Source organism: Pseudomonas sp. RA_105y_Pfl2_P56 (assembly GCF_963970845.1).
GTDB lineage: Bacteria > Pseudomonadota > Gammaproteobacteria > Pseudomonadales > Pseudomonadaceae > Aquipseudomonas > Aquipseudomonas baetica_A.
Genome location: NZ_CAXAPL010000020.1, coordinates 80525 through 106550, shown reverse-complemented (window position 1 = coordinate 106550; position 26026 = coordinate 80525). Strand labels below are relative to the sequence as shown.

Here is a 26026-nt window from a genome sequence, read left to right as displayed (position 1 = left end):
GATTTTCTAAACCGCCAAATATGGTGGGTCGTGTGGGATTCGAACCTACGACCAATTGGTTAAAAGCCAACTGCTCTACCAACTGAGCTAACGACCCGCTGTGTGGTGGCGCGTATAATACTGATTTTTAAGGACTATTCAACACCTTTTTTAAAATAATCAAAAATAAGGTGTTGGATCGCTCACGCCAGCCGCTGCAAAGCCTTCCGCACGCAGGCGGCAGCTGTCGCATTTGCCGCAGGCACGGCCGTCATCATCGGCCTGATAGCAGGAAACAGTCAGCCCATAATCAACGCCCAGCTTCACGCCCGCCTGGACGATCTGCGCCTTGCTCAGATTCTGCAGCGGTGCCTGAATGCGGAAGCCGTTGCCTTCAACGCCGGCTTTAGTCGCCAGATTGGCCATGCGCTCGAACGATTCAATGAACTCGGGACGGCAATCCGGGTAGCCGGAGTAATCCACCGCGTTGACGCCAATAAAAATGTCTCGCGCGCCAAGCACTTCTGCCCAACCCAAAGCGAGCGACAGGAAAACGGTATTGCGCGCCGGCACGTACGTAACCGGAATGCCCTCGCCCAGCGCCTCTGGAATGTCGATGCTGGTGTCGGTCAGGGCCGAACCGCCCATGCCGTTGAAGTTCAGGCCAATCACCTTGTGTTCGACCACACCCAGGTCGCGAGCGACACGCGCCGCAGCGTGCAATTCTGCGTGCGAGCGCTGGCCGTAATCAAAACTCATGGTGTAGCAGCTGTAGCCTTCGGCCCTGGCCATGGCCACGACGGTCGCCGAGTCCAGGCCGCCGGACAGCAGGATGACCGCACGCTTTTCGGTGGTGTTCAGTTGCTCAGTCATATCAGCGCCCCGGCTCGTCATTCCAAAGATATTTATGCAGCTGCAATTGCAGGCGCACAGGCAGGTTGTCCGCCACCACCCAGTCCGCCAGATCCCGAGCATTCAGATCATGGTGACTTGGTGAAAACAAGACTTCGCCAGCGCGTCGATCAAGACCGTACTGGATCAGCTTGGATACCGCCCAGTCGTAATCTTCCCGCGAACAGATGACAAACTTCACCTGATCGTTGGGAGTCAGCCGTTCGATGTTCTCGTAAAGATTGCGATGAACTTCTTTCGAACCTGGGGTTTTCAGATCGACCACACGACTGACGCGCGGGTCCACTGCCGAGATATCTAAGGCACCACTGGTTTCCAGCGAGACCTCGTAACCGGCATCACATAACTGTTTAAGCAAAGGAATGGCATTCGGCTGCGCCAAAGGCTCACCGCCCGTGACACAGACATAGCGCGGACGATAGCCGGCTACTTGCTCGAGGATATCGTCGAGGGTGCGAATCGTACCACCCGTGAACGCATAGGCGCTGTCGCAGTACTGGCAACGCAAGGGGCAACCGGTCAGGCGCACAAAAACGGTGGGCAGCCCGGCAGTCCGCGTTTCCCCCTGCAACGAGTAGAAAACTTCGGTAATTCTCAATGTGTCTTGCATAGTCGCCACGGGCGTAACAGCTAAACAGGCTGTCCGCCTCCGTCAGGCACTTCAGGCAGCCTCGCCAACGCGCAGGCCTCAAGAAGCGTGTTTCAGAAAAAGGGCGTGAATTCTAACGAAAAAACCCGCGACAGGCGCGGGTTTCTTCAAAACAGTCAAACAGGCTTACATGCGCTGCAGATCGCGTTGAGCCAACTGAGCGGCGGATGTGCCCGGATATTGGGCAACCACCTGCTGCAGAATGCCTTTCACCTTGTCGGTATGACCGAGGCGGCGCTCTACATCAGCCAGCTTGTACAGCGAGTCCGGCACTTTGGCGTGCTTGGGATATAGCTGCGAAACCTTGGCGAAAGCCTGACCCGCACCTTGCAGATCGCCCTTTGCCAGGTTTACCTCACCCAACCAGTACTGGGCATTGCCCGCGTATTGGCTGTTCGGGTATTTGCGCAGGAACGCGGCAAAAGCCTGGCTGGCCTTGTCGAAATCCTTGGCTTTGATCAGGTCGAAAGCGGCATCGTAATACAGCTTTTCCTTGGCCGGATCAGCCGGTTCGCTACTTGCAGCAGGCGCTTGGGCAGCCGCACCGGCAGCAGCACTTGCGTCGCCACCGGCAGAAGAATTCTCAGGAGTCGCGGCAGGTGCAGCACCGGATCCTATGCGCCGATCAAGATCCTGGTATCGCTCCAGGGATTCTTGTTTCATGCGCGCAACCTGATTTTGCAGTTCTTCAATCACACCTTGCTGGCGCGATATCTGATCCTGCATTTGTTGCAGTTGATTGAACAGCATGCCTTGTGCCGAGGTAGGGGCCGAAGCCGCTCCCCCGGCATAGGCGCCGTTCGTACCGTAACCCGCAGGCGGATAACTACTCCCGCTATTGTTATAACCGGAGTTGTCATCGACCACAGGAACCGCAGCCCACGCCGCAAGCGGCAGGAGGCTGAGAGCCAGAACAGTTACAGCACGACGGCACGTTCGCATATCGAATTACTTACGCAGTTCGACGCGACGGTTTTGAGCCCAGGACTGCTCGTCGTTGCCGGTAGCAACTGGACGCTCTTCGCCGTAGGAAACCAGTTCCAGCTGAGCTGGGGAAACACCTTGCAGTACCAGGTAGCGCTGAACGGCTTTCGCACGACGCTCGCCCAGTGCCATGTTGTACTCACGAGTACCACGTTCGTCGGTGTTGCCTTCCAGAACAACGCGAGCGCCGTTTGCTTTCAGGTCTTTGGCGTGAACATCCAGAGCGCGCATGGCTTCTGGCTTCAGGTCCGAGCTGTCGTATTCGAAGTAGAAGGTGGTGATTGCGCGCAGAGCAGCTTCTTCGCTCAGGGAACCGTCAACGGCACCAGTGTTTGCGCCGTAACCAGCGTTTGGATCAACAGCGCCTTCACCGGCGTTGTCGCCGCCTTTGGACGAGCAACCTACAGCTACAGCCATGGCCAGAGCCAGCGCAGCAAATTTACCAAACTTCAGCATTTCCATCGTGAAACTCCTAATGAACCCCAGTGTGTTAAGTAAAACGTGTAGCGCCCGCTCACTTCAGGTAAGGGGACCAGGACGGTTCTCTGACTTCGCCTTGAGCGGTAGGAAGCGGGAGCCTAACGCGTCCATTAATGGACACGAGCATCAAGACTCCCCGGCCCTGCTGGCGGGTGGCGTAGATTACCATGGTGCCGTTGGGCGCAACAGTGGGTGACTCGTCCAGAGTGCTATCAGTGAGGATCTTTACACTGCCGCGCTGCAAATCCTGGGCCGCCACCTTGAAATTGGTGAAACCGTCCTGGCGATGGATCATCACCAGGGTCTTTTCATCAGCCGAAAGCTTCGGGTTGGCATTGTAGTTGCCAATGAAGGTCACACGCTCAGCACCACCACCGCTTACGCTGGTTTTGTAGATCTGCGGCTTGCCGCCACGGTCGGAGGTGAAGTAGATGGTCGAGCCATCTTTGCCCCAGAACGGTTCGGTATTGATGCCCGGACCTGCGGTTACACGGGTGATCTGACGCGATGCAAGGTTCATCACGTAAATATCCGGGTTACCGTCTTTGGACAGCACGAATGCCAGGCGATCGCCATTCGGCGACCAGGCTGGCGCGCCGTTCAGGCCTTCGAAGTTGGTGATCTGCTCACGGCGACCGGTGTCGATGTTCTGCATGAAGATGCGCGGACGCTTCTGCTCGAACGACACGTAGGCGATGCGTTTGCCATCCGGAGCGAAACGCGGCGACAGGATCGGTTCACGCGATTGCAGCAGAGTCACGGCGCGGGCACCATCGTAGTCCGAACGCTGCAGGGTGTAGCGAGTGTTCTTCTCGGAGAAGCGCTCCGCCGTCACGTAAAGCAGACGGGTCGAAAACGCACCCGGAATACCGGTGAGCTTTTCGAACGACTGGTCAGCGATGAAGTGCGCCATGTCGCGCAGTTGCTCGGTGGTACCGGAAACACTGCCGTCAGCCACTTTCTGTTCGGTGGCAACGTTGAACAGTGCCCACTGGACCTGCAGGCGACCGCCTGCTGGAGCGATGCTGCCGACCATCATGTATTGCGCACCTACCGCCTTCCAGTCACGGAAGATGATTTCGCTCGGCTGGCTTGGCTGACTGATCATGTTTTGCTTGGGAATCGGCGAGTAGTAGCCCGAGTTCCGCAAATCGTTACCAATGATTTCAGCTATGTCGTCCGGCAGAACAGCACCGCCCTGGAAACCGAACGGTACAACAGCGATCGGGGTGGCCCGATCACTACCGCTGGTGACCAGAATGTTCTTTTCCTCAGCCATCGCGATCCCTGCCATGCAGCAGATCACGACCAGCATTCCTCGAAGAAGGTTTCTCACAAGGCTAGATCCTCAGGTGTGAATGTCATCTTGAATGAACGATACGGAGCGAAATCGCTCGGCTTCATTCCCTGCATTTCTGTCAAACGTCCAATATTCTTCACTGCCGCCACTGCCGAAGCATCGAACGGACCATCGCCACTGGACTTGGACACGTTGACCGTAGTCACCGTGCCGTCCGGCAACATGCCGATTTGCAGCACGACCGTCATGCCTTTGCGCGCTGAAGGTGGACGTGCCCACCCCTCTGCGGCTCGCGCACGAATCAAGTCATCGAAACTGCCCGCGACTTCGTCACCCTGCTCATCAGCCAAGGCCTGCTGGCGCTGTGGCGTGTCGGAAAGCAAATCTGCCAGGGCCTGAGCCTTTTTGTCTTCGGTAGATTTACGTGCCGCCTCTTGCGCTTTCTTCTTCGCAGCATCGGCAGCCGCTTTCTTCTTCGCGTCGTCGGCGATTTTCTTCTTCGCCTCTTCAGCTTCAGCTTTCTTCTTGGCGTCTTCGGCGGCTTTCTTCTTCGCGTCTTCGACGATCTTCTTCTTCGCTTGTTCAGCGGCCGCTTTCTTGGCCTCTTCTTCAGCAGCCTTTTTCGCTTCTTCTTCGGCTTTCTTCTTGGCTATATCAGCCAATTGTTTCTCTTCTGCCTTCTTGGCTTCGGCGGTCTTCTTCGCTTCATCGGCTTTCTTGGCTTCATCAGCCTTTTTCGCCTCGTCCGCTTTTTTGGACTCGTCGGCCTTCTTGGCTTCCTCGGCCTTTTGAGCCGCTTCTTCTTTCTTTTGTTCCGCAGCTTTCACCGCTTCCTGCTCGACCTTTTTCTGCTCCATCTGTTCGACTTCGGTCTGACGTGCGGCGGACTTCTTCGCCTCACCCGCAATCTTCTGATTGGTCTGGGTGGTTGCCTGACTTTTCGATTTCAGCTGGTACAGGGTCGCCTGGACAATCGGCTTGGCCGGAGGCAGTTCCGGTGTGAAGGCAAAACTGACAAACAGCATGCCGAACACCAGCACGTGCAAGACAATCGCCCAGACACTAGGCCAGAAGAAGCTTTCCGAGGCGGACGGCTCTCTCTGTTGCCGCATCAGGGGGCCTCGGTAATCAAACCAACATTACCGACCCCGGCTTTCTGCAACCCGCCCATGGCGCCCATGACGGCACCATAGTCAACGGTTTTGTCGCCACGGATAAAGACCTGAGTACGCTTGCCGCCTTCGTTGCCGGCACGAATGATCTTGGTCACCGCATCGGTCATTTGCGGCAGGGTCATGGCCCTGTCCTGTTGCTTCTCGGTGTCGACTTCACTGCCAAGGTTCCAGTAGTAGGTCTTGTCAGCCTTGATCGAAATGGTCAGGACCTGGGTGTTGTTGTCCTGCGGCAAGGCTTCGCTGGAAACCTTGGGCAGATCAACTTTCACGCCCTGATTGAGCATCGGCGCGGTCACCATGAAGATGACCAGCAGCACCAACATCACGTCGATGTAGGGCACTACGTTCATCTCGGCAACCGGCTTGCGCTTTTTGCGAGCTCGAGCGATTAAAGCCATTGGAAATTACCTGCTTATTCTTCGCTGGTGTGCACTTTGCGGTGCAGGATCGCCTGGAATTCATCGGCGAAGGTGTAGTAGCGGCTCAGCAAGGTTTCGCTGCGTGCAGAGAAACGGTTGTAAGCAATAACGGCCGGAATCGCGGCGAACAGACCGATCGCCGTGGCGATCAAGGCCTCAGCGATACCCGGAGCCACCGTGGCGAGGGTCGCTTGCTGGGCGCTGGCCAGACCGCGGAAGGAGTTCATGATGCCCCAAACGGTACCGAACAGACCGATGTACGGGCTGACCGACCCCACAGTGGCGAGGAACGGCAGGCTTTGCTCCAGTTTCTCTTCTTCACGGGAAATGGCTACGCGCATGGCACGGGCCACGCCTTCCATCACGGCTTCAGGATCGACGCCGGGCTGCTGACGCAGACGGGAGAACTCCTTGAAACCGGCGCGGAAGATCTGCTCGACACCGGAATCCGGATCCGGGTTGCTGCCGGCCTGACGATACAGTTTGGACAGATCGATACCCGACCAGAAGCGCTCCTCGAAGCTCTCCAGGGCACGTCGACCGGCACGCAGCAGATTACTGCGCTGAAAGATCATGATCCATGAGGTCACCGATGCGGCCACCAGGGTCAACATTACCAACTGCACCACGATGCTGGCATTGCTGACCAGGCTCCACATGGAGGAATGGTCGACGACGTTAGCTTCCACGCTTTATCTCCTGCTTAGAGTGTGTACCCGGGCCGCCCACGTCGGCAAAGGCCGCACGCAGGTCTTCGGGAAGGGCCCGGGGTTTCAAACTGTTAGTGCGCACACAGGCCACCAAAAACTGCCCTTCACAGAGCAGCACATTATCCGTAGCCCGCCTGACCTGCTGTTTAAAGCGCAGGCTGGCACGGTTCAATTCGATTACTTCAGCGCTTACCAGCAGTTCGTCGTCCAGTCGCGCCGGCGCGTGGTAACGCGCTTCGCTGGAATGCACGACAAACAACAGGTCCTCCCCTGCCAGCTGCGATTGGGCAAAGCCCAGCTCGCGGAGCCGCTCGGTTCGAGCCCGTTCCATAAACTTGAGGTAATTAACGTAATACACGATGCCGCCCGCATCGGTGTCTTCGTAATAAACGCGACAACGATGTGCGAACGGCTCAAGCCCGTTTTGCGCGCGCATACTCTAGTGCTTACTCCTCAGGTTGCCAATCCGGCCAGGCAACTGTTTTTTCGTTGTTCAAAGGCTTTACCGTAAAAGTACCGTCCTCTGACAGTACAAACCCTGAATAAATCGACAACAAATGTGTATTAATCGTCCACGGCATCGAGAAACTCGTCTACCACGGGCATCTCACCCATTCGTGACGGAACATTTAAACCGAAATGCAGGTACGCATGGCGCGTCACTACCCTGCCCCGCGGTGTGCGCATGATGTAGCCCTGCTGAATCAGGTACGGTTCCAGCACATCTTCAATGGTGTGGCGCTCCTCGCTGATCGCTGCCGCGAGGCTGTCGATCCCGACCGGACCGCCATCGAACTTCTCGATCATGGTCAACAGCAAACGCCGGTCCTGATGATCGAAACCGTGTTCGTCGACATCCAGCAGGTTCAGCGCCAGATCGGCAACCGATTTGGTGATATGCCCCTTGGCCCGCACTTCAGCAAAATCGCGCACCCGGCGCAGCAGGCGGTTGGCAATGCGTGGCGTACCACGGGCACGACGAGCAATTTCGAAGGCGCCTTCCGGATCCAGCGGCAGGCCGAGGATATTCGCCGAACGACTGACAATCGTCGACAGATCCGCCGTGCTGTAGAACTCAAGGCGCTGGACGATACCAAAGCGGTCCCGCAGCGGGTTGGTCAGCATGCCGGCGCGGGTGGTCGCACCGACCAAGGTAAACGGCGGCAGGTCGAGCTTGATCGAACGGGCCGCCGGCCCTTCACCGATCATGATGTCGATCTGGAAATCTTCCATTGCCGGGTACAGCACTTCTTCGACAATGGGCGACAGGCGATGGATTTCGTCGATGAACAGCACATCGTGCGGTTCAAGATTGGTCAACAACGCGGCCAGATCACCGGGGCGCTCAAGCACCGGGCCCGAAGTGCTCTTGATCGACACGCCCATTTCCTGGGCAATGATGTTGGCCAGCGTGGTTTTACCCAGACCCGGCGGACCGAAAATCAGCGTGTGGTCGAGCGATTCACTACGGCCACGGGCAGCCTGGATGAACAGTTCCATCTGCTCGCGCACGGTCGGTTGGCCAATGTAGTCAGCCAGGCTGACCGGACGAATGGCCCGATCCTGGACTTCTTCGCGCTCACGCGGGCTATGCGCGGCAGCGATCAGACGATCAGCTTCAATCACTTAAATCATTCCCTTCAGGGCGCGGCGGATCATGTCTTCACTGCTCAGATTCTTGTCCTTGATCGCGGAAATGGCCTTGCTGGCTTCCTGCGGCTTGTAACCCAGGGAAATCAGTGCGCTGACCGCATCGTTTTCGGCGGTATTGACCGGCGCCGGGCCATCCGGCTGGTTCGGCACCAGGGCAAACATGGCCGGCGAGGTTTCCCAGGCCTTGAAGCGATCTTTCAGTTCGACCAACAAACGCTCGGCGGTTTTCTTGCCGACGCCGGGCACCTTGGTCAGCGCCGAAGTGTCCTGGGACTGCACGCAGCGGATCAATTCATCGACTTCCAGACTCGACATCAATGCCAGCGCCAGTTTTGGCCCGACACCATTGAGACGGATCAACTCGCGAAAAAAGTCTCGCTCACGCTTGCCGGCAAAACCATAGAGTAACTGCGCATCTTCACGTACGACCAAATGGGTGTGCAGGGTCAGCGGCTCACCGACCGACGGCAGGCGGTAAAGGGTGGTCATGGGCACTTCCAGCTCATACCCGAGGCCGTTTACATCCAGAATCAGGTGCGGCGGCTGTTTCTCAGCCAGGGTGCCGCGCAAGCGTCCAATCACGTTTCAGATCCTTGAGCGTTGGCCAGCCGTTGGCTGGCGACAGTCAGAGCGAAGACGTCGGGCCGACAACACAGGCGCCAAACCTTTCGCTCCGTAAATTTGATGCTGATGCTATCAGAGACGCAGGCGCCCGCCACGACTGCGTGCTGTTCCCAGGCCATGCGGCAACAGGCTGGAGCGGGTGTGCGCGTGACAAATGGCAATCGCCAGGGCATCGGATGCATCGATTTGCGGTTTGCTGGTCAGCTTTAGCATGTGCATGACCATCATCTGCACCTGCTCTTTATTCGCCGCGCCAGTGCCGACTACGGCCTGTTTGACCTGGGTCGCCGTGTATTCGGCAATCTCCAGACATTCTTCCGCGCCGGCGACAATCGCGGCTCCACGGGCCTGTCCCAACTTCAGCGCCGAATCGGCGTTTTTCGCCATGAACACCTTTTCGATGCCCATGGTGACCGGGCCGTAGGTCTGAATGATTTCACGCACACCGCGATAGACGATTTGCAGACGCTCATGCAATTCGCCAGCACCGGTGCGAATGCAACCCGAGGCCACATAAATGCAGCCGCCGCGTCCGGTATCGCGAACAATGCCGTAACCGGTGATACGCGAACCGGGGTCGATACCAAGAATTAAAGTCATAACGCCTGCAGATTCGGTGAAAACACGAATTTCAAAACGACGAATAACCAAGCCCGCTCCCACATTCAAGGCTGGTCGCTCTTAACCGAGCTGAGCGGCCACGTCTTCCGGGATGTCCGCGTTGGAATAGACGTTCTGCACGTCATCCAGGTCTTCAAGCATGTCGATCAGCTTGAGCACCTTTTCCGCGCCATCCAGATCCAGTTCGGCGCTGGTGGTCGGCTGCATGACGATTTCCGCGTCATCACCCTTGAACCCGGCCGCTTCCAGCGCGTTTCGTACGGCGTAGAAGCTGGTGAACGAGGTGAAAACGTCGATCGATCCGTCTTCGTGGGTGACCACGTCGTCGGCATCGGCTTCCAGAGCCGCCTCGGTCAACGCGTCTTCGTCAACGCCCGGCGCGAAGCTGATCTGCCCCTTGCGTTCGAACAGGTACGCCACCGAACCGTCAGTACCGAGGTTACCGCCACATTTGCTGAACGCATGGCGTACCGCTGCTGCTGTGCGATTGCGGTTGTCGGTCATGCATTCAACCATCACCGCCACGCCGCCAGGGCCGTAACCTTCGTAGGTCAGCTCTTCGACGTTGTCCGCTTCGGTCGCACCGGCGCCACGCGCAACGGCACGATCGATGATGTCGCGGCTCATGTTCGCGCTCAGCGCCTTGTCCAGGGCCAGACGCAGACGCGGGTTGGAACCCGGATCACCGCCGCCCTGACGGGCCGCAACGGTCAGCTCGCGGATCCACTTGGTGAAAATCTTGCCTCTCTTGGCATCCTGACGTTCTTTGCGGTGCTTGATGTTCGCCCACTTGGAATGACCTGCCATAACTCGCTCCGAATTCTCTTTGAAACGTCGCCCGCCGCGCATGTCGCGCAGCCAGCAAACAAAAAAATCTCGACCTGCTTTCTACAGAAAGAAAAAAGGCGCATCCGAAGATGCGCCTTCAGGCCCGTCTTACTCAGCCTTTGGCGTTTCACGCAAACGAATGTGCAGTTCGCGCAGTGCCTTGGCATCCACCACACCCGGTGCTTGCGTCATCACGTCGGCAGCACTCTGGGTTTTCGGGAAGGCGATCACTTCACGGATCGACTGGGCGCCGGTCATCAGCATCACCAGACGGTCCAGACCGAAGGCCAGACCACCGTGCGGCGGCGCACCGTATTTCAGCGCGTCGAGCAGGAAGCCAAACTTCTCTTCCTGTTCCGCTTCATCGATACCCAACAGACGGAATACCGACTGCTGCATTTCCTTGCGGTGGATACGGATCGAACCGCCACCCAGTTCGGTGCCGTTCAGCACCATGTCGTACGCACGCGACAGAGCGCCAGCCGGGTTGGCTTCCAGCTCTTGCGGCGTGCACTTCGGCGCGGTGAACGGGTGGTGCAGCGCGGAGAAGCTGCCATCGTCGTTTTCTTCGAACATCGGGAAGTCGACGACCCACATTGGCGCCCACTCGCAGGTCAGCAGCTTCAGGTCGTGACCGAGCTTGATGCGCAGTGCACCCAGCGCTTCGCTGACGATCTTGGCCTTGTCGGCGCCGAAGAACACGATGTCGCCATCGACTGCGCCAACGCGATCGAGGATCACGTTCAGCTTGTCTTCCGGGATGTTTTTTACGATCGGCGATTGCAGACCTTCAACACCAGCAGCGCGCTCGTTGACCTTGATGTACGCCAGGCCCTTGGCACCGTAGATGCCGACGAACTTGGTGTAATCGTCGATCTGCTTGCGCGGCATGCTCGCCCCGCCTGGAACGCGCAACGCAGCGATACGGCATTTCGGATCGTTGGCCGGGCCGCTGAACACCTTGAAATCGACTTCTTTCAACTGATCGGCAACGTCGACCAGTTCCAGCGGGTTACGCAGGTCTGGCTTATCGGAACCGTAACGACGCATGGCCTCTTCGAAAGTCATGTGCGGGAAATCGCCGAACTCCAGACCCAGCACTTCCTTGAACAGATTGCGGATCATTTCTTCGGTCAGGCCCATGATCTCTTTTTCATCGAGGAAGCTGGTCTCGATGTCGATCTGAGTGAATTCCGGTTGACGGTCAGCGCGCAAGTCTTCGTCACGGAAGCACTTGGCGATCTGGTAGTAACGGTCGAAGCCGGCCACCATCAGCAGTTGCTTGAACAGTTGCGGCGATTGCGGCAGGGCAAAGAACGAACCGGCATGGGTACGGCTCGGCACCAGATAGTCACGCGCGCCTTCCGGAGTAGCACGGGTCAGGATCGGTGTTTCGACGTCGAGGAAGCCGTTTTCGTCGAGGAAGCGACGGATGCTGGTGGTCATACGCGAACGCAGACGCAGCTTCTCGGCCATTTCCGGGCGACGCAGGTCGAGGAAGCGATAGCGCAGGCGGGTTTCTTCGCCAACGTCAGAGAACTCGTTCAGCGGGAACGGCGGGGTTTCCGACTCATTCAGCACTTCCAGCTCGTAGCCCAGGACTTCGATCATGCCCGACGCCATGTTGGCGTTGGTGGCACCGGCCGGACGCAGGCGAACCTTACCGGTGATTTTGACGACGTATTCGCTGCGCACGCGATCGGCGGCGGCGAAGCTCTCGGCGCGATCCGGGTCGAATACCACCTGAGCCAGACCATCACGATCACGGATATCGAGGAAAATCACCCCGCCGTGGTCGCGACGACGGTGAACCCATCCGCAAAGGGTAATTTCCTGGCCTTCCAGGCTTTCGTTCAGTTGGCCGCAATAGTGGCTGCGCATCATGGTAGTGGTTCGCTTCTCGTAATTCGAAATTCGGTGGAGATCCCGCCGCACTCAAGCATTGTGCGACTGACGGAAACTCACGCGTGTCGTTCGACCGGGGTTTGAACCCTAGTCAGATTTGTCGCCACCGGCCAGATTCTTCTTGGTTCCGGTCTTGAAATCGGTTTCGTACCAACCGCTGCCGCTAAGGCGAAAGCCGGGCATGGACAGCTGCTTCTTGAGCTCTGGCGCCTGGCAGGCAGGGCAGTCGACCAGCGGTGCCTCGCTGATCTTTTGAATGGCTTCCAACTGATGACCACAGGAAGCGCATTGGTAATCGTACATCGGCATGGGGGGTGTCTCGGCGATCAGATTGCCACCGCGCGCAGGGCTTTGCGGCGAAAGAGCGGGATTATATCCATTAAATGCGGCCTGTGCAGCCGTAAGACTGCACAGGCCGCGACCTCGTTTGCAACCACTGTGTCAAAGCGAATTGACCGGTGTGGCTTACTTGACCCCGTTCATGACGCACACCACTCGCACCAGAGCGCTGAAATTTTTCACGCCGCCATGACGCAGATGCACCTCACGATCAACGTGGGACAACAGCGAACTGATCGAACAACAATTATCTGCGGCCATATCGCCGAGGATATTCCAGTAAACCTGCTCAAGTCGCAGGCATGTCGCGTATCCGTTCAAACGCACGGATCGGGACAACGGCTGAATCAATGACATGTCGAATTCGTTGACGAACGGATCGACTTTCAACTCATGTGGCAAGCCGACAATCCTGTCGCCCCGCCTGTCTCCTTCTACCATATCGGTGACACTCCTTTGCCATCTCTGCTTGTTTTCAAAGCCACATCCTGTGACTTCATAAAAGCGCAGACGCAAAGTTATATCCAGATGACTTGGTGACCATCACCGTAGGATAAGCCAACGACACAGGTACGAATCCGGACAGCACGCGAGCAGTCCGCAGACCTGCTCGCATGCCAGGGTTATGCTTGGAGCAAAGCGCGCAGCATCCATGCGGTTTTCTCGTGAACCTGCATGCGCTGGGTCAACAGGTCGGCAGTCGGCTCATCACTGACCTTGTCGAGCAACGGGAAGATGCCGCGCGCGGTGCGGGTCACGGCTTCCTGCCCATCGACCAGTTGCTTGATCATGTCTTCAGCGCTCGGTACGCCCACCTCTTCCTTGATAGAGGACAGACGTGCGTAAGTGGCATAGGCGCCCGGTGCCGGAAAGCCCAGCGCGCGAATGCGTTCGGCGATCAGATCCACGGCCAGCGCCAGTTCGTTGTACTGCTCTTCGAACATCAAATGCAGCGTACGAAACATCGGGCCTGTGACGTTCCAGTGGAAGTTATGGGTTTTCAGATACAGCACGTAGGTGTCCGACAGCAGACGCGACAGCCCCTCGACGATGGACTTGCGATCCTCTTCACTGATACCGATATCGATTGCCATGTTTACCCCCTAACGGCGATTGAATTCATCCAACAGGTGCAGGCCCACTCTAGCAAGGCTGTCGCCAGCCCGCAGCCTCGAAAACCTGAACAGGCTGCGACAAAAAGACCGGCGCTGTGCCGCTGGCCGGGCTGATTTGAGTAGCAGCAGGCTTTGCTGTTAAATAGGCAGTGTGTCGCTACGCCCCGTTTTTCGGGGTTTCGCGCATAGGCTGATGCCGTGTACGTGTCCACCGCCTCTTATTTTGTCCCGAAGCGAACCGTGCATCTTCAGCTCTTCCTTGTGAGCCGTTATAAAGTGAGCCATTCAAAATGTTGAAAATCGTCCACCTGCTGATGGGCGCAGCGGCATTGCTGCTGTCGTTCATACCTAGCCTGAAATCCGAAGCCGTTCCTTACCTGCAACAACCCGATGCACTTTACCTGGCCTTTTTCGGCCTGCTGAACCTGGTGATTGCTCCAGTGATTCCTTACTGGAACAAAGGCCCGCGCCAGCATCTGCAAAACCTGGTCAGCGCGCTTCTGGTGCTGACTGTCGTCCTGCAAACCTTGACCCTGATCGCGCCGATGCCCGTCATCGCCGGCCAACCAGCGGTGTTGTTCAGCCTGGTAATTGCCCTGACAGCCGTAATCCTGCACCTGGCCGTCAGCTTCTATAGATCTTCACCTGCCGCCGCGCCAACCAGCTACGACATGACCAACCGCGATACCGGCACCGTCAAGTGGTTCAACACGTCCAAGGGCTTCGGCTTTATCTCCCGGGATTCCGGTGATGATATTTTCGTGCACTTTCGCGCGATCCGTGGCGAAGGCCACCGCGTTCTGGTCGAAGGCCAGCGTGTAGAGTTCTCGGTGATGAACCGGGACAAGGGCCTGCAAGCCGAGGACGTGATCGCGGCTTTGCCGCGTCGCTGATCCCAGGCAATAAAAAACCGCGAACAGCCAGACTGTTCGCGGTTTTTTTATGCCTGCACAAAACAGTGCTGTGGCTCAATAGTGCGGGGGTGGCGCCTCTTCATCAAAGGATTCGAACTGCCCGACCATTTCTTCCTGACGCTTGAGCAGTGCGGCCATTTGCAATTGCAGGCGCTCGACCACCCGTTGCTGCGCCACCAGCACATCGTTCAAGGCCTGAATGGTGTCATCCTGAAACGCCAAACGGCTTTCCAGATCGTTAACGCGTTGTTCCAGACTCATGACTCAGCCCTCCACAAAGGTGAAATCATCGGTCAGCACGACACGCAATCGATCGCGAATAGCGGCCACCTCTTCGCTGCCATAAGGCTTGGCCGGGTGCTTGCCCCACACAGGCGCTGGCCAGGCGGCGTCATCGCGTTTTCGCACTATCACATGCATGTGCAACTGGCTGACCACGTTACCCAACGCTGCGACATTCATTTTATCGGCATCGAACAAGTCTTTGAGCAACTCGGCCAATGCGGTGGTTTCCAACCACATTTGCTGTTGATCGGCGACATCCAACTGAAACAACTCACTGATATCGTCACGACGAGGTACCAGGATGAACCACGGGTAGCTGGCGTCGTTGGACAGCAGCAGCCGGCAGAGCGGGAAGTCGCCGATGGCAAGGGTGTCCTGTTGTAGTCGTGAATCTAAAGCAAACACTGCGCGCACTCCCGGCTGATCTACATAATTGAGCTTAGCGGCCTCGCCCGAGGGCGGCGCGCCAAGCGACAGACAGGCAGCATACCTGCGAATGCGCCCGCCTTCACGACGGCAATGCCGTTGGGCATTCTCCGAACGCCCCGAGATGGGACATTTATCGACACCCTGCACCAACGCGGGCCCCGGATTGAAGAGCAGCACACGAAAATGACCGAAAACCCTGAAACACTTGAGACCAACCTCAACCCGAACGGTATGAATCTGGTACAGCCGTAAAATTTTTTGCACCAAAACCGCACAATGCGTCTACGCTCAATGCGCAAGGCATCCGCCAAATACTCACCTGTGGGGTGAACCGGTAACGTTTTTGGTTGTCACGCGCTTGCAACGGCACGGCAACACCATAAGAACAATCGCGTCAAGCCCTGAGAACCGAGGGGCTTTTCGCCCAGTATTTATGAGGCTTTTACAGGTAAAAACAGGCGTTCAGAAAAAAAGCCACACCGAAATTGCGGTTTGTGCACGCTTGTTGCATTCGTACTCATATGGACTCTAAGCGCACCACGGGACGTGGGAGCCTTAAGACCAACAAAAACAGTGGCAAGGCTGCCCGATGGAGATTCAAGTGTTTTGCCAGGGACTCTTTTTTAGCGATGCAAAAGGCTAGAAAAACAGCGAAAAGTTGTCGGTCCGATTGCATCGGTACTGTGAATTTGCGACATCTACCCAGCCATCTGCGACAGAGTCGTAAAGAAGGTGAAAGGTTGGACTCGCAAGTATCGCCAACATTGTCAGCGTGATATAAGTTTGCGCCGACACAAAAAGAAAGAGCCGCCCAGATAATAAAACAGGTGGGACGGCAGTACTCTTCTAAAAACCAAAGGAGCAAATCACGATGCGCGTGATGAAGTGGAGCATGATCGCCCTGGCTGTTGCAGCAGGCACCTCGCAGTTCGCAATGGCGTCTTCCCAAGAGGAATCCAAAGGTTTCCTGGAAGACCAGAGTCTGAAACTGAAGACTCGTATGGAATACATGAACCGTGACTTCAAAAACGGTGCAGGCAATAGCTCTTCGGGCACTGCTGGCTATCGTCAGGACACAGGTGTCAGCCAACTGCTGACTTATGAATCGGGCTTCACTCAGGGCACCGTAGGCTTCGGTCTCGACGCCATGGCCATGGGTTCAGTCAAACTCGACGGCGGCTCGGGCCACCGCGGTAACGGCCTGTTCGCCAACGACAGCGACGGCAACCCGGAAAAATCCCAAGGTAAAATCGGTGGCGCAGTTAAGTTCCGCGTATCCGACACTGTTCTGAAATACGGTCAGCAATTCGTTGCCAGCCCGGTTTTCGCCACTGACGACAGCCGTCTGATTCCAGAAGTCGCGACCGGTACCCTGATCACTTCCAAAGAGATCAAAGGTCTGGAACTGAGCGCAGGTCGCTTCACCGCGCTGAGCAAGCAAACCGGCATGGGCCGTGACAGCGTCGGCGGTCTGCCTGATGAGAACGGCAATGGCGGCAAAGGCCTGACCAACATCAACATCTTCGGTGCCAGCTACGCGTTCACCGATAACTTCACCGCTGCACTGGCTGCATCCGACGCTGATGATTACTTCAAGAAGTACTACGTCAACGCCAACTATACCCTGCCGATCAACGACGATCAGTCGTTGAACTTCGACCTGAACGGTTATCACACCAAAGGCGAGAAACGCGGCGACCAAGTCGATGCCATCGGCGACGGCACCACTGGCGTTGACAACAACCTGTGGTCCCTGGCAGCTGCTTACAGCCTGGGCGCTCACAAGTTCACCGTTGCCTACCAGCAGTCGAGCGGCGACAACGCTTACTACTACGGCGTTGACGGTAACAGCACCATCTTCGTAGCCAACTCCATCCAGATCTCCGACTTCGTGGGCCGCGAAGAGAAATCCTGGCAGGCTCGCTACGACCTGAACATGAAAACTTACGGCGTACCGGGCCTGAGCTTCATGACCCGTTACGTGATGGGTGACAACATCAAGACCAACGGTCTGGGTGAAGGCAAAGAAAACGAGTGGAACGCCGAGTCCAAGTACGTGATCCAGGAAGGCCCGGCCAAAGACCTGTCGTTCCGTCTGCGTTATGCTATGTATCGCTCCAACGGTGCATACAGCGGCTACGCTTCTGACAACAACGACACCCGTCTGATCGTTGAGTACCCACTGAACATCCTCTAATAGGGATGCACAGCTAAAGTACTACAGAGCCCTGCTCTAAAAAAACCGCCCACCTGACTCAGGTGGGCGGTTTTTTTATGCGCGGAGTAACTTGAACTCAAAATAAAATATTAGCCAACTATCTATTAGCCAGCGAACTTTAACTTCAAGCACAAAAAACCCAAGAGTGTGAACATCTCTCGGGTTTGGTGTTAATTAACTGACCGCAAGATCAGTTATCAATAGAGTTATTGTGCAGCCGTTTCCTGAACCACACGAATGACTCGCTGTGGAAACGGAATATCAATCCCTGCAGCCTTCAAGCGATCCCGTGATTGTTCGTTAAACATGAACATCACATCCCAGTAATCCGCGGTTTTAACCCACGCTCGCAGGGAAACCGTGATCGAACTGTCGCCCAAGGTCGAAATCACCGCCTGTGGCGCTGGATCTTGCAGAACACGCTCATCCTTGGCCAGATCCAGCAGCACCTGACGCGCCTGCTGCAGATCGGCTTCGTAATCCACACCCACATCGAACACAACCTTACGGGTTGGCTGACGGTTGGTGTTGGTAATGATGCCGTTCGAGAGGTTGCCGTTCGGCAGGATGATGGTTTTGTTGTCGCCGGTCCGCAGCACGGTGTGGAAAATCTGGATGCTGTCGACCGTACCCGACACGCCTTGCGCCTCGATCCAGTCACCGATACGGAACGGACGGAACAGCAGAATCAGCACGCCGCCAGCAAAGTTAGCCAGGCTGCCCTGCAATGCCAGACCGATGGCCAGGCCGGCAGCACCGATGGCTGCAACAAACGAGGTGGTTTCCACACCGATCATCGAAGCGACGCTGACGATCAGCAGCACTTTGAGAATGACATTGGCCAGCGTACTGATAAAACCTTGCAGCGCCAGGTCGGCGTTACGCAGAGCCAATAAGCCACCGAGCTTGCGCGTGACCTTGTTGATCAGCCACCAGCCGATGGCCAACGTGATCACTGCCAGTAGCACGCGGCTGCCGTATTCCATGATCATCGGGATCCACGCTTGGGATGCCTTGACCAGGTTATCCACTTCAGCATTCAAATCCATGTTCTATCTCCTGATTTCCGGCTACGCGGCACGCAAAGAATAAGTAGCGCAAAAATCCGCCGGGGAAAATAAATCCGAGCGAGAGAGGGTTTGCCCGTGAAAGCGGTGTCTCAGTGAACCTTATTGCTCAATGACACACCGCGTTCGTGAGCAAGCCCACTCCCACAGATTGTGCGGATAGCGCTTAGTCGCGGAAGTTGTTGAACTGCAGCGGCATGCCGAACTCCTTGGCACGCAGGGCCGCGATGGCTTCTTGCAGGTCATCACGCTTCTTGCCGGTAACGCGCACCTGCTCGCCCTGAATGGCGGCCTGTACCTTGAGCTTGGCGTCCTTGATGTGGCCGACGATCTTCTTCGCCAGTTCCTTGTCGATACCTTCCTTGAGCACGGCATCCTGTTTCATCAGCTTGCCCGATGCGTAAGCGTCCTTGACCTCAAGACACTGCACATCGATCTTGCGCTTGACCAAGGCCAGTTTGAGGATCTCGATCATCGCCTCCAGCTGGAAATCGGCTTCAGCGGTCAGGTTGACGGTCAGGTCTTTTTCCTTGAACTCGAAGCTGCCTTTGCCTTTCAGGTCATAACGACGATCGAGTTCCTTCACGGCGTTCTCGACCGCGTTGGTGAGTTCGTGTTTGTCCAGTTCGGATACCACGTCGAACGACGGCATGTAATCTCTCCAATAAAAAGGCGCGCTCGATGAGGATGGAGCGCGCTTGGCTTGCGGTTAAAATCGGGCTCATTATAACGGGTCTTTTCTTACCGACACGGCGAGCCGCACATGCCTGCAACCAATCGAGCAAAAATCTGATGTCTATCCCTTGGCATGTTCTTGGCGCCGGCAGTCTCGGCACTCTTTGGGCTGCGCGCCTGGCTCGCGCTGGCTTGCCGGTCCGGCTGATCGTGCGGGACGCGATGCGCTTGCACAGCTATCAGGCAGCCGGCGGATTAACCCTCGTGGAACAAGGACAAGCCAAGACTTATGCAGTTCCCGGCGAAACGCCGGACAGCCCGCAACCAATCCGTCGCCTGTTGTTGGCCTGCAAGGCCTACGATGCCGAAAGCGCGGTCGCCCTCCTCGCTCCGCGCCTGGCGCCGGATGCCGAATTGATCCTGCTGCAAAACGGCCTGGGCAGCCAGGACGCTGTCGCCGCGCAAGTGCCGCAAGCACGCTGCATCAGTGCCTCCAGCACCGAAGGCGCGTTCCGCGATGGCGACTGGCGCGTGGTGTTTGCCGGCCACGGTTACACCTGGCTTGGCGATGCCGCTCACCCGGTAGCGCCGATCTGGCTGGATGATCTGGAGGCAGCGAATATTCCCCATGAATGGAGCACCGACATCCTCACCCGACTGTGGCGCAAGCTGGCGCTCAACTGCGCGATCAATCCGCTGACCGTGTTGCACAACTGCCGCAATGGCGGCTTGCAGGCGCACCACTGCGAAGTGGCCACGTTGTGCGCAGAACTGGCGGAGTTGCTTCAGCGTTGCGGCCAACCGGTAGCCGCCGACAACCTGCAACAGGAAGTGGAACGAGTGATCCAGGCCACCGCCGCCAATTACTCATCGATGTATCAGGACGTGGCCAACCAGCGGCGCACCGAGATCAGCTATCTATTGGGGCACGCCTGCAAAGTCGCCGCACGCCATCAACTCAACTTGCCGCACCTCAGCCAATTGCAACAACGACTGGTCGCTCATCTGCGCAGCCTCGGATTGCCCAGCGACTGAGCAGCGGCTACGCTGGCCACTTGTTCCCTTGCTGCGATAAACCTGATGCCATTGCGCCAGCGCCTCGAAAACCTGCCCGTCGGCCAGAAACTGCTGGCCGCCCTGCTGGTGCTGTTGACCACTGTCTTGCTCGTCGCCAACCTGACTTTTATCAGCGCCGCTTATTACATCTCCCAGGAAAGCATGGCCCCGCAAGCCTTGCAGACCATCGGCCGGCTGATTGCCAACCCAAGTCTGGTCAGCGAAGCCCTGCAATCGCCGCGCAGCGCCGAACGCCTGCTCAAGGAGCTCGACAGCTATTCACCATTGCGCGCCGCCGCCCTGTATGACGGCAATGGCGAACGACTGGCGCAAGTGCAGCATGGTGACAAGCTCAACTTGCCGGAACACGATCGGCACATCGAAGCCTGGCAACTGACCGAGTTTCGCAGCAATCAATTGATCACCCTGCCCCGCCCTGGCACTTCACCCGGTCATCTGTTGCTGGTGGCCAGCAGCGAATTGCCGATGGCGTTCTACACCGGCACGCTGACCGCGAGTCTCGGCATCCTGATTTTCAGTGTGCTGCTTTGGCTGGTGATTGCCCGGCAGATCAAACGCCTGATCACCCGCCCGATTCACGAACTTGAAGAACTCTCGCGCCAGGTCACCCGCGAAGAGAACTACGCCCTGCGCGCCTCGCGCGGTAACCACGACGAAATCGGCAGTCTTGCCGAGGCGTTCAACACCATGCTCTCGCGCATCGAAGCCCGCGAACAGCAGCTCAAACGCGCCCGCGACGACTCGCAAGCCGCTTTCGATCAAGCTCAGGGGCTGGCCGAAGAAACCCGCCACACCAACCGCAAACTGGAACTGGAGGTCCAGGTGCGCAGCAAGATCGAGAAAAAACTCACCGGTTTCCAGAACTACCTCAACAGCATCATCGACTCCATGCCCTCGGCGCTGATCGCCCTCGACGAGCAGCTCTACGTCACCCAGTGGAACCAGGAAGCCAGTGCCCTGTCCGGCACGCGACTCGACGAAGCGCTGAACCAGCCGATCTTCCTGGCGTTTGAACCGCTCAAGCCGTTTCTGCCGCAGCTCAAGGAAACCGTAGAGCAACACACGGTAGCGAAAATCGAGCGCGTAACCTGGTTCAAGGACGACGAGCCCAAGCACTACGCCCTGACGTTCTACCCGCTGATGGGCGGCGCCGGGCGTGGCGTGGTGATCCGCATCGACGACATCACCCAACGCCTGTCGCTGGAAGAAATGATGGTGCAGTCGGAGAAAATGCTCTCGGTCGGCGGCCTCGCCGCAGGCATGGCCCACGAAATCAATAACCCGCTGGGCGCAATCCTGCACAACGTGCAGAACATCCGCCGGCGCCTGTCGCCGGACCTGCCGAAGAACCTCGAAACCGCCGAACAGCTGGGCATTGAACTCGACACGGTCAACCGCTACCTGCAGGGCCGAGAAGTCCCGAAATTGCTCGATGGCATTCAGCAGGCCGGCGCCCGGGCGGCGAAAATCGTCACCCACATGCTCAGCTTCAGCCGTCGTAGCACCCGGCAACTGGCCCCGTGTGATTTGCCGGCGCTGATTGATCAAGCGGTGGAAATCGCTGGCAACGACTTCGATCTGGCCATCGGTTTTGACTTCAAGGGACAGGCGATCATCCGTCAGTTCGACCCTGCGCTCGGCCCGGTTCCAGGCACGGCCAACGAACTGGAACAAGTCCTGCTCAACCTGCTGAAAAACGCCGCGCAAGCGATTCACCAACGCGAAGACGACAGCGAGCCGGGGCGAATCATTCTGCGTACCAGGCTCAATCCACCGTGGGCCGAGATTCAGGTCGAGGACAACGGCATCGGCATGAGCGAGAACGTGCGTAAACGCATTTTCGAACCGTTCTTTACCACCAAGGAAGTCGGCCAGGGCACAGGCCTTGGGTTGTCGGTGTCGTACTTCATCATCACCAATAACCACAAAGGGCAGATGGAGGTGCAATCGGCGCCGGGCCAGGACACCTGCTTCACCCTGCGCCTTCCGCTGGCCCAACCTGCGCCCGTTGCGGCCCAAACCCATCAACTATCGAGGTAACCCATGGGCTTTCGCCTGTCGAAGATTTACACCCGCACCGGTGACACTGGCGAAACCGGCCTGGGCGATGGCCGCCGCGTGCCGAAGGATCACCCACGCATCGAGGCGATTGGCGAAGTCGATACGCTGAACAGCCAGGTCGGCGTATTGCTGGCCGGCCTGATTGCCGAGCGCGAGGCCTATCCGAGCCTGAGTGAACTGATCGAGGTATTGGCGCCTTGTCAGCATCGACTGTTCGACTTGGGTGGCGAGTTGGCAATGCCGGAATATCAGGCGCTCAACGCAGCGGAAATCGAACGGCTGGAAACGGCGATTGATGTGTGGAATGAGGAGTTGGGGCCGCTGGAGAATTTCATTCTGCCGGGCGGTTCGATGCTGATCGCTCAGGCCCATGCGTGCCGAAGCCTGGCCAGGAGTGCCGAGCGACGCTGTCAGCATTTGAACGCCATTGAGCCGTTGGCCGGGGTTGGGCTGGCATATATCAATCGGCTGTCGGATTTATTGTTTGTCGCGGCGCGGCTGATTGCGCGGCGGCAGGGGGTGGCGGAGATTCTTTGGCAGCCTGCTGCAAAACCTTCAGGACAGTAGCGCCTGAGCGGACGCCTTCGCGAGCAAGCCCCCAGTTGATTGCATTCCAATTAAAGGAACCCGATCAACTGTGGGAGCGGGCTTGCTCGCGAAGAGGCCAGCAGCATCACCACATATTTCAGCTCTCTGGCCAGAACGCCCGAATCCCCGCCACACCCTGAGCACCAACCCCCCAAGCCTTCTCCCGCTCCGCCCGACCAACGCCGCCGAGCAGGAACACCGGTTTGCTGCAACCTTCGATCAACGCTGAAGCCTGCTCCCAGCCCAGCGGCGTCGCATCCGGGTGAGTCAACGTCGGCTGCACCGGCGACAGGGTCACGAAATCCACCCCCATCTGCTCGGCCAGAGCCAACTCTTCTGCGCTATGGCAAGACGCCGCCAACCAACGCTGCGCCGGCAACGGGCGACCCGCCGCGGCGTATTTGCGCAACTGCGCAGAAGTGATATGCCAACCCGCAGACGGGAAATCACCGAGCCATTCGAACGGCCCTTTGATCATCAACTGCGCTTTACCGGCACACAGACCGGCGGCGTCTACTGCCAGATCGCGGTACTTCGGGTCATAGCCATTGGGCGCGCGCAACTGGATCAGCTTGATCCCGCCAGCAATCGCCTTCTGGATGCCGCGCAACAACGCCGCAGTTTCCAGGTCTTGCGGGGTGATCAGGTACTCAGCAGGTAACCGCGCCGCCGCAACGATCGGCTGGTTGGCGGCCGGGAACTCATAATTCGCCAGTTCCTTGGCGCTCACCCAGACCAATGGCTGGCCTTCGGCGCCATGGGGGGCGCCGCTGAAGCTCGAGACTTCCCAGACATCCAGCAGCACCTGCTTGTCCGGATAGTCATGGAGCACTTTGATCAATGGCCGGGCAGCGCCAACGACGATACCCAACTCTTCCTGCAGCTCACGGGCCAGCGCGCTTTCAACGGATTCGCCAGCCTCGACCTTGCCACCGGGGAATTCCCACAAGCCCCCCTGATGCTGGGTATCGGCACGGCGGGCAATGAGAATCTTGCCACTGTCGTCACGGATGACGGCAGCAGCGACGTGTACACGCTTCACGGGTTCAATTCCTCCAGTCCAGCCTTCTGCCAGGCCTTGAAGGCCGGCCATTGGTAGACGGTTTCAACATAGGCTTCGTCAGCCGCGGGCAGCTTCACCTGATAGGTGCGCAGACGCACGGCAATCGGAGCGAAGAACGCATCGGCCAGGCTCACGCGGCCAAACAGGTACGGCCCTTCTTCTGTGGCGACAGCACGGCATTCGGCCCACAACGCGAGCATGCGTTCGATATCGACCTTCACCTCCGGCGGCACCGGGTTCAGCGGCGCATCGTGGCTGAGGTTGAACGGCATGTGGTTACGCATGGCGAAGAAGCCGCTGTGCATTTGTGCACAGGCGGATCGGGCCTGGGCGCGGGCCGCGATGTCAGTCGGCCAGAGTGACTCGGACGGGAACTGCTCAGCGAGGTATTCGGCAATCGCCAGCGAATCGGCGATGGTACCGCGCGCGGTTTTCAGCAGCGGCACCTTGGCCGTCGGTGAATGCTTGAGCAGTTGCTCACGGGTGTCGGGCGTGCCGAGTTTGATCAGTTCTTCGCTGTAAGGCGCGCCGGTCAGCTCAACAGCCAGCGCAGCACGTAGCGACCATGAGGAAAGCAGTTTGTCGCCGATGATCAGGTGCAGGGACATGGTTTTGGCGCCTTTTCGTCAGAGGAAAAGCTTTGGGACTTGTGGTGTCTGGACTGCCGTCTTCGCGGGCAGCTCATACCCGGCCTGTGGATCAGGTCCGGTATTCGGCGTTGATCTTCACGTATTCATGCGACAGGTCGGTGGTCCAGATCGTTTCGCTGCAATCGCCGCGACCCAGCTCGATACGGATCGTGATCTCTTCCTGCTGCATCACCGCCGAGCCTTGCGCTTCAGTGTAGGTCTCAGCACGAGCGCCACGGCTGGCGATGCACACATCACCAAGGAACACGTCGATCTTGCTCACATCCAGTTCCGGCACGCCGGCACGGCCGACAGCGGCCAGGATGCGACCCCAGTTCGGATCGGAGGCGAACAGTGCGGTCTTGATCAGCGGCGAGTGTGCCACGGTGTAACCGACGTCCAGACACTCCTGATGATTGCCGCCGCCGTTGACTTCAACGGTCACAAACTTGGTCGCGCCTTCGCCGTCACGCACGATGGCCTGGGCCACGTCCATGCACACTTCGAACACCGCTTGCTTGAGTTTGGCAAACAGTTCGCCTTCGGCACGGGTAATTTCCGGCAGAGCCGCCTGGCCGGTGGCAATCAGCATGCAGCAATCGTTGGTCGAGGTGTCGCCGTCGATGGTGATGCGGTTGAACGACTTGTTGGCGCCGTCGAGCATCAGATTTTGCAGCACGTCGCGGGCAACTTTGGCGTCTGTCGCGATGTAGCCGAGCATGGTCGCCATGTTCGGGCGAATCATGCCTGCGCCTTTGCTGATGCCGGTCACCGTGAGGGTCACGCCGTCATGCTGGAACTGGCGGCTGGCACCCTTGGGCAGGGTGTCGGTGGTCATGATGCCGGTGGCGGCCGCTTCCCAGTTGTTTTCCGACAGATCATCCAGCGCGGCTTGCAGCGCACCTTCGATTTTCTCGACCGGCAGTGGCTCGCCGATGACACCGGTGGAGTACGGCAGAATCTGATTGGCGTCGACGCCAGTCAGCTCAGCCAATCTGGCGCAAGTGCGCTCAGCCGCGGCCAGGCCTGGCTCGCCGGTGCCTGCGTTGGCATTGCCGGTGTTGGTCAGCAAGTAGCGCACAGCGTTCTGCACGCGTTGTTTCGCCAGGATCACAGGCGCAGCACAAAAAGCGTTCAACGTGAACACGCCCGCCACGGTCGAACCCTCAGCGCAGCGCATCACCACAACATCTTTGCGCCCGGGGCGCTTGATGCCGGCCGAGGCGATACCGAGTTCAAAACCGGCAACCGGGTGCAACGTTGGCAAAGGACCAAGACCAACAGCCATGAATGCGCTCCTTACTCAATGATGTCAGCACCGCCCATC

29 protein-coding genes and 1 tRNA gene are annotated in these 26026 nt (G+C 57.9%); 5 read left to right on the top strand and 25 right to left on the bottom strand.

What is annotated here, in order from left to right; all coding sequences use genetic code 11:
- Positions 1-21: 21 nt before the first annotated feature.
- The 18 genes from AACY11_RS15675 to AACY11_RS15590 form a co-directional block, all read right to left on the bottom strand.
- Positions 22-97, bottom strand: a tRNA-Lys gene (locus tag AACY11_RS15675).
- 62 nt (positions 98-159) lie between these two features.
- The gene (gene queC, locus AACY11_RS15670) at positions 160-852 is read right to left on the bottom strand and encodes a 7-cyano-7-deazaguanine synthase QueC (protein ID WP_339430972.1); all 693 of its coding nucleotides are present in this window, start codon (positions 850-852) and stop codon (positions 160-162) included.
- Position 853: 1 nt separating this feature from the next.
- Positions 854-1501, bottom strand: a complete 648-nt coding sequence (gene queE / locus AACY11_RS15665) for a 7-carboxy-7-deazaguanine synthase QueE (RefSeq protein WP_339430973.1) — start codon at positions 1499-1501, stop codon at positions 854-856.
- 165 nt (positions 1502-1666) lie between these two features.
- Positions 1667-2482: a tol-pal system protein YbgF gene (ybgF, locus tag AACY11_RS15660; protein ID WP_339495182.1), complete on the bottom strand. Its 816-nt coding sequence runs from the start codon at positions 2480-2482 to the stop codon at positions 1667-1669.
- A gap of 6 nt (positions 2483-2488) precedes the next feature.
- Positions 2489-2986 carry a peptidoglycan-associated lipoprotein Pal gene (gene pal, locus AACY11_RS15655; RefSeq protein ID WP_003178634.1) on the bottom strand — a complete coding sequence of 166 codons (498 nt, stop codon included), beginning with the start codon at positions 2984-2986 and terminating at the stop codon, positions 2489-2491.
- A 52-nt stretch (positions 2987-3038) separates the two neighbouring features.
- A complete protein-coding gene (tolB, locus tag AACY11_RS15650; RefSeq protein WP_339431015.1) occupies positions 3039-4319 on the bottom strand; it encodes a Tol-Pal system beta propeller repeat protein TolB in 1281 nt (426 codons plus the stop codon).
- A 17-nt stretch (positions 4320-4336) separates the two neighbouring features.
- Positions 4337-5416 (bottom strand): cell envelope integrity protein TolA, encoded by a 1080-nt coding sequence (gene tolA, locus AACY11_RS15645; protein ID WP_339430975.1) that lies wholly within the window; start codon positions 5414-5416, stop codon positions 4337-4339.
- Positions 5416-5868 (bottom strand): protein TolR, encoded by a 453-nt coding sequence (tolR, locus tag AACY11_RS15640; RefSeq protein ID WP_221730777.1) that lies wholly within the window; start codon positions 5866-5868, stop codon positions 5416-5418. The genes tolA and tolR overlap by 1 nt, the downstream gene beginning before the upstream one ends.
- Before the next feature lie 23 nt (positions 5869-5891).
- Positions 5892-6587 (bottom strand): protein TolQ, encoded by a 696-nt coding sequence (gene tolQ, locus AACY11_RS15635; RefSeq protein ID WP_007912733.1) that lies wholly within the window; start codon positions 6585-6587, stop codon positions 5892-5894.
- On the bottom strand, positions 6577-7044 hold the full coding sequence (ybgC, locus tag AACY11_RS15630; RefSeq protein ID WP_339430976.1) for a tol-pal system-associated acyl-CoA thioesterase: 468 nt from the start codon (positions 7042-7044) through the stop codon (positions 6577-6579). The genes tolQ and ybgC overlap by 11 nt, the downstream gene beginning before the upstream one ends.
- A gap of 128 nt (positions 7045-7172) precedes the next feature.
- Positions 7173-8234 (bottom strand): Holliday junction branch migration DNA helicase RuvB, encoded by a 1062-nt coding sequence (ruvB, locus tag AACY11_RS15625; RefSeq protein ID WP_339495180.1) that lies wholly within the window; start codon positions 8232-8234, stop codon positions 7173-7175.
- Entirely contained in the window at positions 8235-8843 is a 609-nt protein-coding gene (ruvA, locus tag AACY11_RS15620) for a Holliday junction branch migration protein RuvA (protein ID WP_123467207.1), read from the bottom strand.
- Between the two features lie 114 nt (positions 8844-8957).
- Positions 8958-9485: a crossover junction endodeoxyribonuclease RuvC gene (gene ruvC, locus AACY11_RS15615; protein WP_007962095.1), complete on the bottom strand. Its 528-nt coding sequence runs from the start codon at positions 9483-9485 to the stop codon at positions 8958-8960.
- An 81-nt stretch (positions 9486-9566) separates the two neighbouring features.
- Positions 9567-10313, bottom strand: coding sequence for a YebC/PmpR family DNA-binding transcriptional regulator (locus AACY11_RS15610; protein WP_122589593.1), 747 nt, complete (start codon positions 10311-10313; stop codon positions 9567-9569).
- Between the two features lie 129 nt (positions 10314-10442).
- Positions 10443-12218 (bottom strand): aspartate--tRNA ligase, encoded by a 1776-nt coding sequence (gene aspS, locus AACY11_RS15605; protein WP_038366634.1) that lies wholly within the window; start codon positions 12216-12218, stop codon positions 10443-10445.
- A gap of 108 nt (positions 12219-12326) precedes the next feature.
- The gene (locus tag AACY11_RS15600) at positions 12327-12548 is read right to left on the bottom strand and encodes an FmdB family zinc ribbon protein (protein WP_064119106.1); all 222 of its coding nucleotides are present in this window, start codon (positions 12546-12548) and stop codon (positions 12327-12329) included.
- Between the two features lie 156 nt (positions 12549-12704).
- On the bottom strand, positions 12705-13019 hold the full coding sequence (locus tag AACY11_RS15595; protein WP_339465273.1) for a ribbon-helix-helix domain-containing protein: 315 nt from the start codon (positions 13017-13019) through the stop codon (positions 12705-12707).
- Between the two features lie 182 nt (positions 13020-13201).
- Positions 13202-13672: a Dps family protein gene (locus tag AACY11_RS15590; protein ID WP_339430978.1), complete on the bottom strand. Its 471-nt coding sequence runs from the start codon at positions 13670-13672 to the stop codon at positions 13202-13204.
- A gap of 311 nt (positions 13673-13983) precedes the next feature.
- Between AACY11_RS15590 and AACY11_RS15585 the strand changes: the two genes are divergently transcribed.
- On the top strand, positions 13984-14586 hold the full coding sequence (locus AACY11_RS15585; RefSeq protein ID WP_221730684.1) for a cold-shock protein: 603 nt from the start codon (positions 13984-13986) through the stop codon (positions 14584-14586).
- 75 nt (positions 14587-14661) lie between these two features.
- Here the strand turns inward: AACY11_RS15585 and AACY11_RS15580 are convergent, their stop codons facing one another.
- Positions 14662-14868, bottom strand: a complete 207-nt coding sequence (locus AACY11_RS15580) for a SlyX family protein (RefSeq protein WP_339495179.1) — start codon at positions 14866-14868, stop codon at positions 14662-14664.
- A 3-nt stretch (positions 14869-14871) separates the two neighbouring features.
- The gene (locus AACY11_RS15575; protein WP_339495190.1) at positions 14872-15297 is read right to left on the bottom strand and encodes an HIT family protein; all 426 of its coding nucleotides are present in this window, start codon (positions 15295-15297) and stop codon (positions 14872-14874) included.
- 895 nt (positions 15298-16192) lie between these two features.
- Here AACY11_RS15575 and AACY11_RS15570 point away from each other — a divergent pair.
- The gene (locus AACY11_RS15570; RefSeq protein ID WP_339495178.1) at positions 16193-17518 is read left to right on the top strand and encodes an OprD family porin; all 1326 of its coding nucleotides are present in this window, start codon (positions 16193-16195) and stop codon (positions 17516-17518) included.
- A 227-nt stretch (positions 17519-17745) separates the two neighbouring features.
- On the opposite strand, the gene AACY11_RS15565 is transcribed toward AACY11_RS15570, so the two are convergent.
- Together AACY11_RS15565 and AACY11_RS15560 are read right to left on the bottom strand one after the other, a co-directional pair.
- Positions 17746-18588, bottom strand: coding sequence for a mechanosensitive ion channel family protein (locus AACY11_RS15565; RefSeq protein ID WP_339495175.1), 843 nt, complete (start codon positions 18586-18588; stop codon positions 17746-17748).
- Positions 18589-18772: 184 nt separating this feature from the next.
- Entirely contained in the window at positions 18773-19258 is a 486-nt protein-coding gene (locus AACY11_RS15560) for a YajQ family cyclic di-GMP-binding protein (RefSeq protein WP_027619814.1), read from the bottom strand.
- Between the two features lie 140 nt (positions 19259-19398).
- Here AACY11_RS15560 and AACY11_RS15555 point away from each other — a divergent pair, with 140 nt between their 5' ends.
- The 3 genes from AACY11_RS15555 to AACY11_RS15545 are packed head-to-tail and all read left to right on the top strand — an operon-like array spanning position 19399 to position 22986.
- Positions 19399-20316: a putative 2-dehydropantoate 2-reductase gene (locus tag AACY11_RS15555; RefSeq protein WP_339465246.1), complete on the top strand. Its 918-nt coding sequence runs from the start codon at positions 19399-19401 to the stop codon at positions 20314-20316.
- A gap of 45 nt (positions 20317-20361) precedes the next feature.
- Positions 20362-22398: a sensor histidine kinase gene (locus AACY11_RS15550; protein ID WP_339430984.1), complete on the top strand. Its 2037-nt coding sequence runs from the start codon at positions 20362-20364 to the stop codon at positions 22396-22398.
- Between the two features lie 3 nt (positions 22399-22401).
- On the top strand, positions 22402-22986 hold the full coding sequence (locus AACY11_RS15545) for a cob(I)yrinic acid a,c-diamide adenosyltransferase (RefSeq protein ID WP_339465244.1): 585 nt from the start codon (positions 22402-22404) through the stop codon (positions 22984-22986).
- A gap of 118 nt (positions 22987-23104) precedes the next feature.
- Here AACY11_RS15545 and AACY11_RS15540 read toward each other — a convergent pair whose 3' ends face one another.
- The 3 genes from AACY11_RS15540 to argJ all read right to left on the bottom strand — a co-directional run bounded on the left by AACY11_RS15540 (position 23105) and on the right by argJ (position 25987).
- Entirely contained in the window at positions 23105-24049 is a 945-nt protein-coding gene (locus AACY11_RS15540) for a Nudix family hydrolase (protein WP_339495173.1), read from the bottom strand.
- The gene (locus AACY11_RS15535) at positions 24046-24678 is read right to left on the bottom strand and encodes a glutathione S-transferase family protein (protein ID WP_339465242.1); all 633 of its coding nucleotides are present in this window, start codon (positions 24676-24678) and stop codon (positions 24046-24048) included. Before AACY11_RS15535 ends, AACY11_RS15540 begins: the two co-directional genes overlap by 4 nt.
- A gap of 91 nt (positions 24679-24769) precedes the next feature.
- On the bottom strand, positions 24770-25987 hold the full coding sequence (gene argJ, locus AACY11_RS15530; protein ID WP_339430988.1) for a bifunctional glutamate N-acetyltransferase/amino-acid acetyltransferase ArgJ: 1218 nt from the start codon (positions 25985-25987) through the stop codon (positions 24770-24772).
- Positions 25988-26026 lie beyond the last annotated feature (39 nt).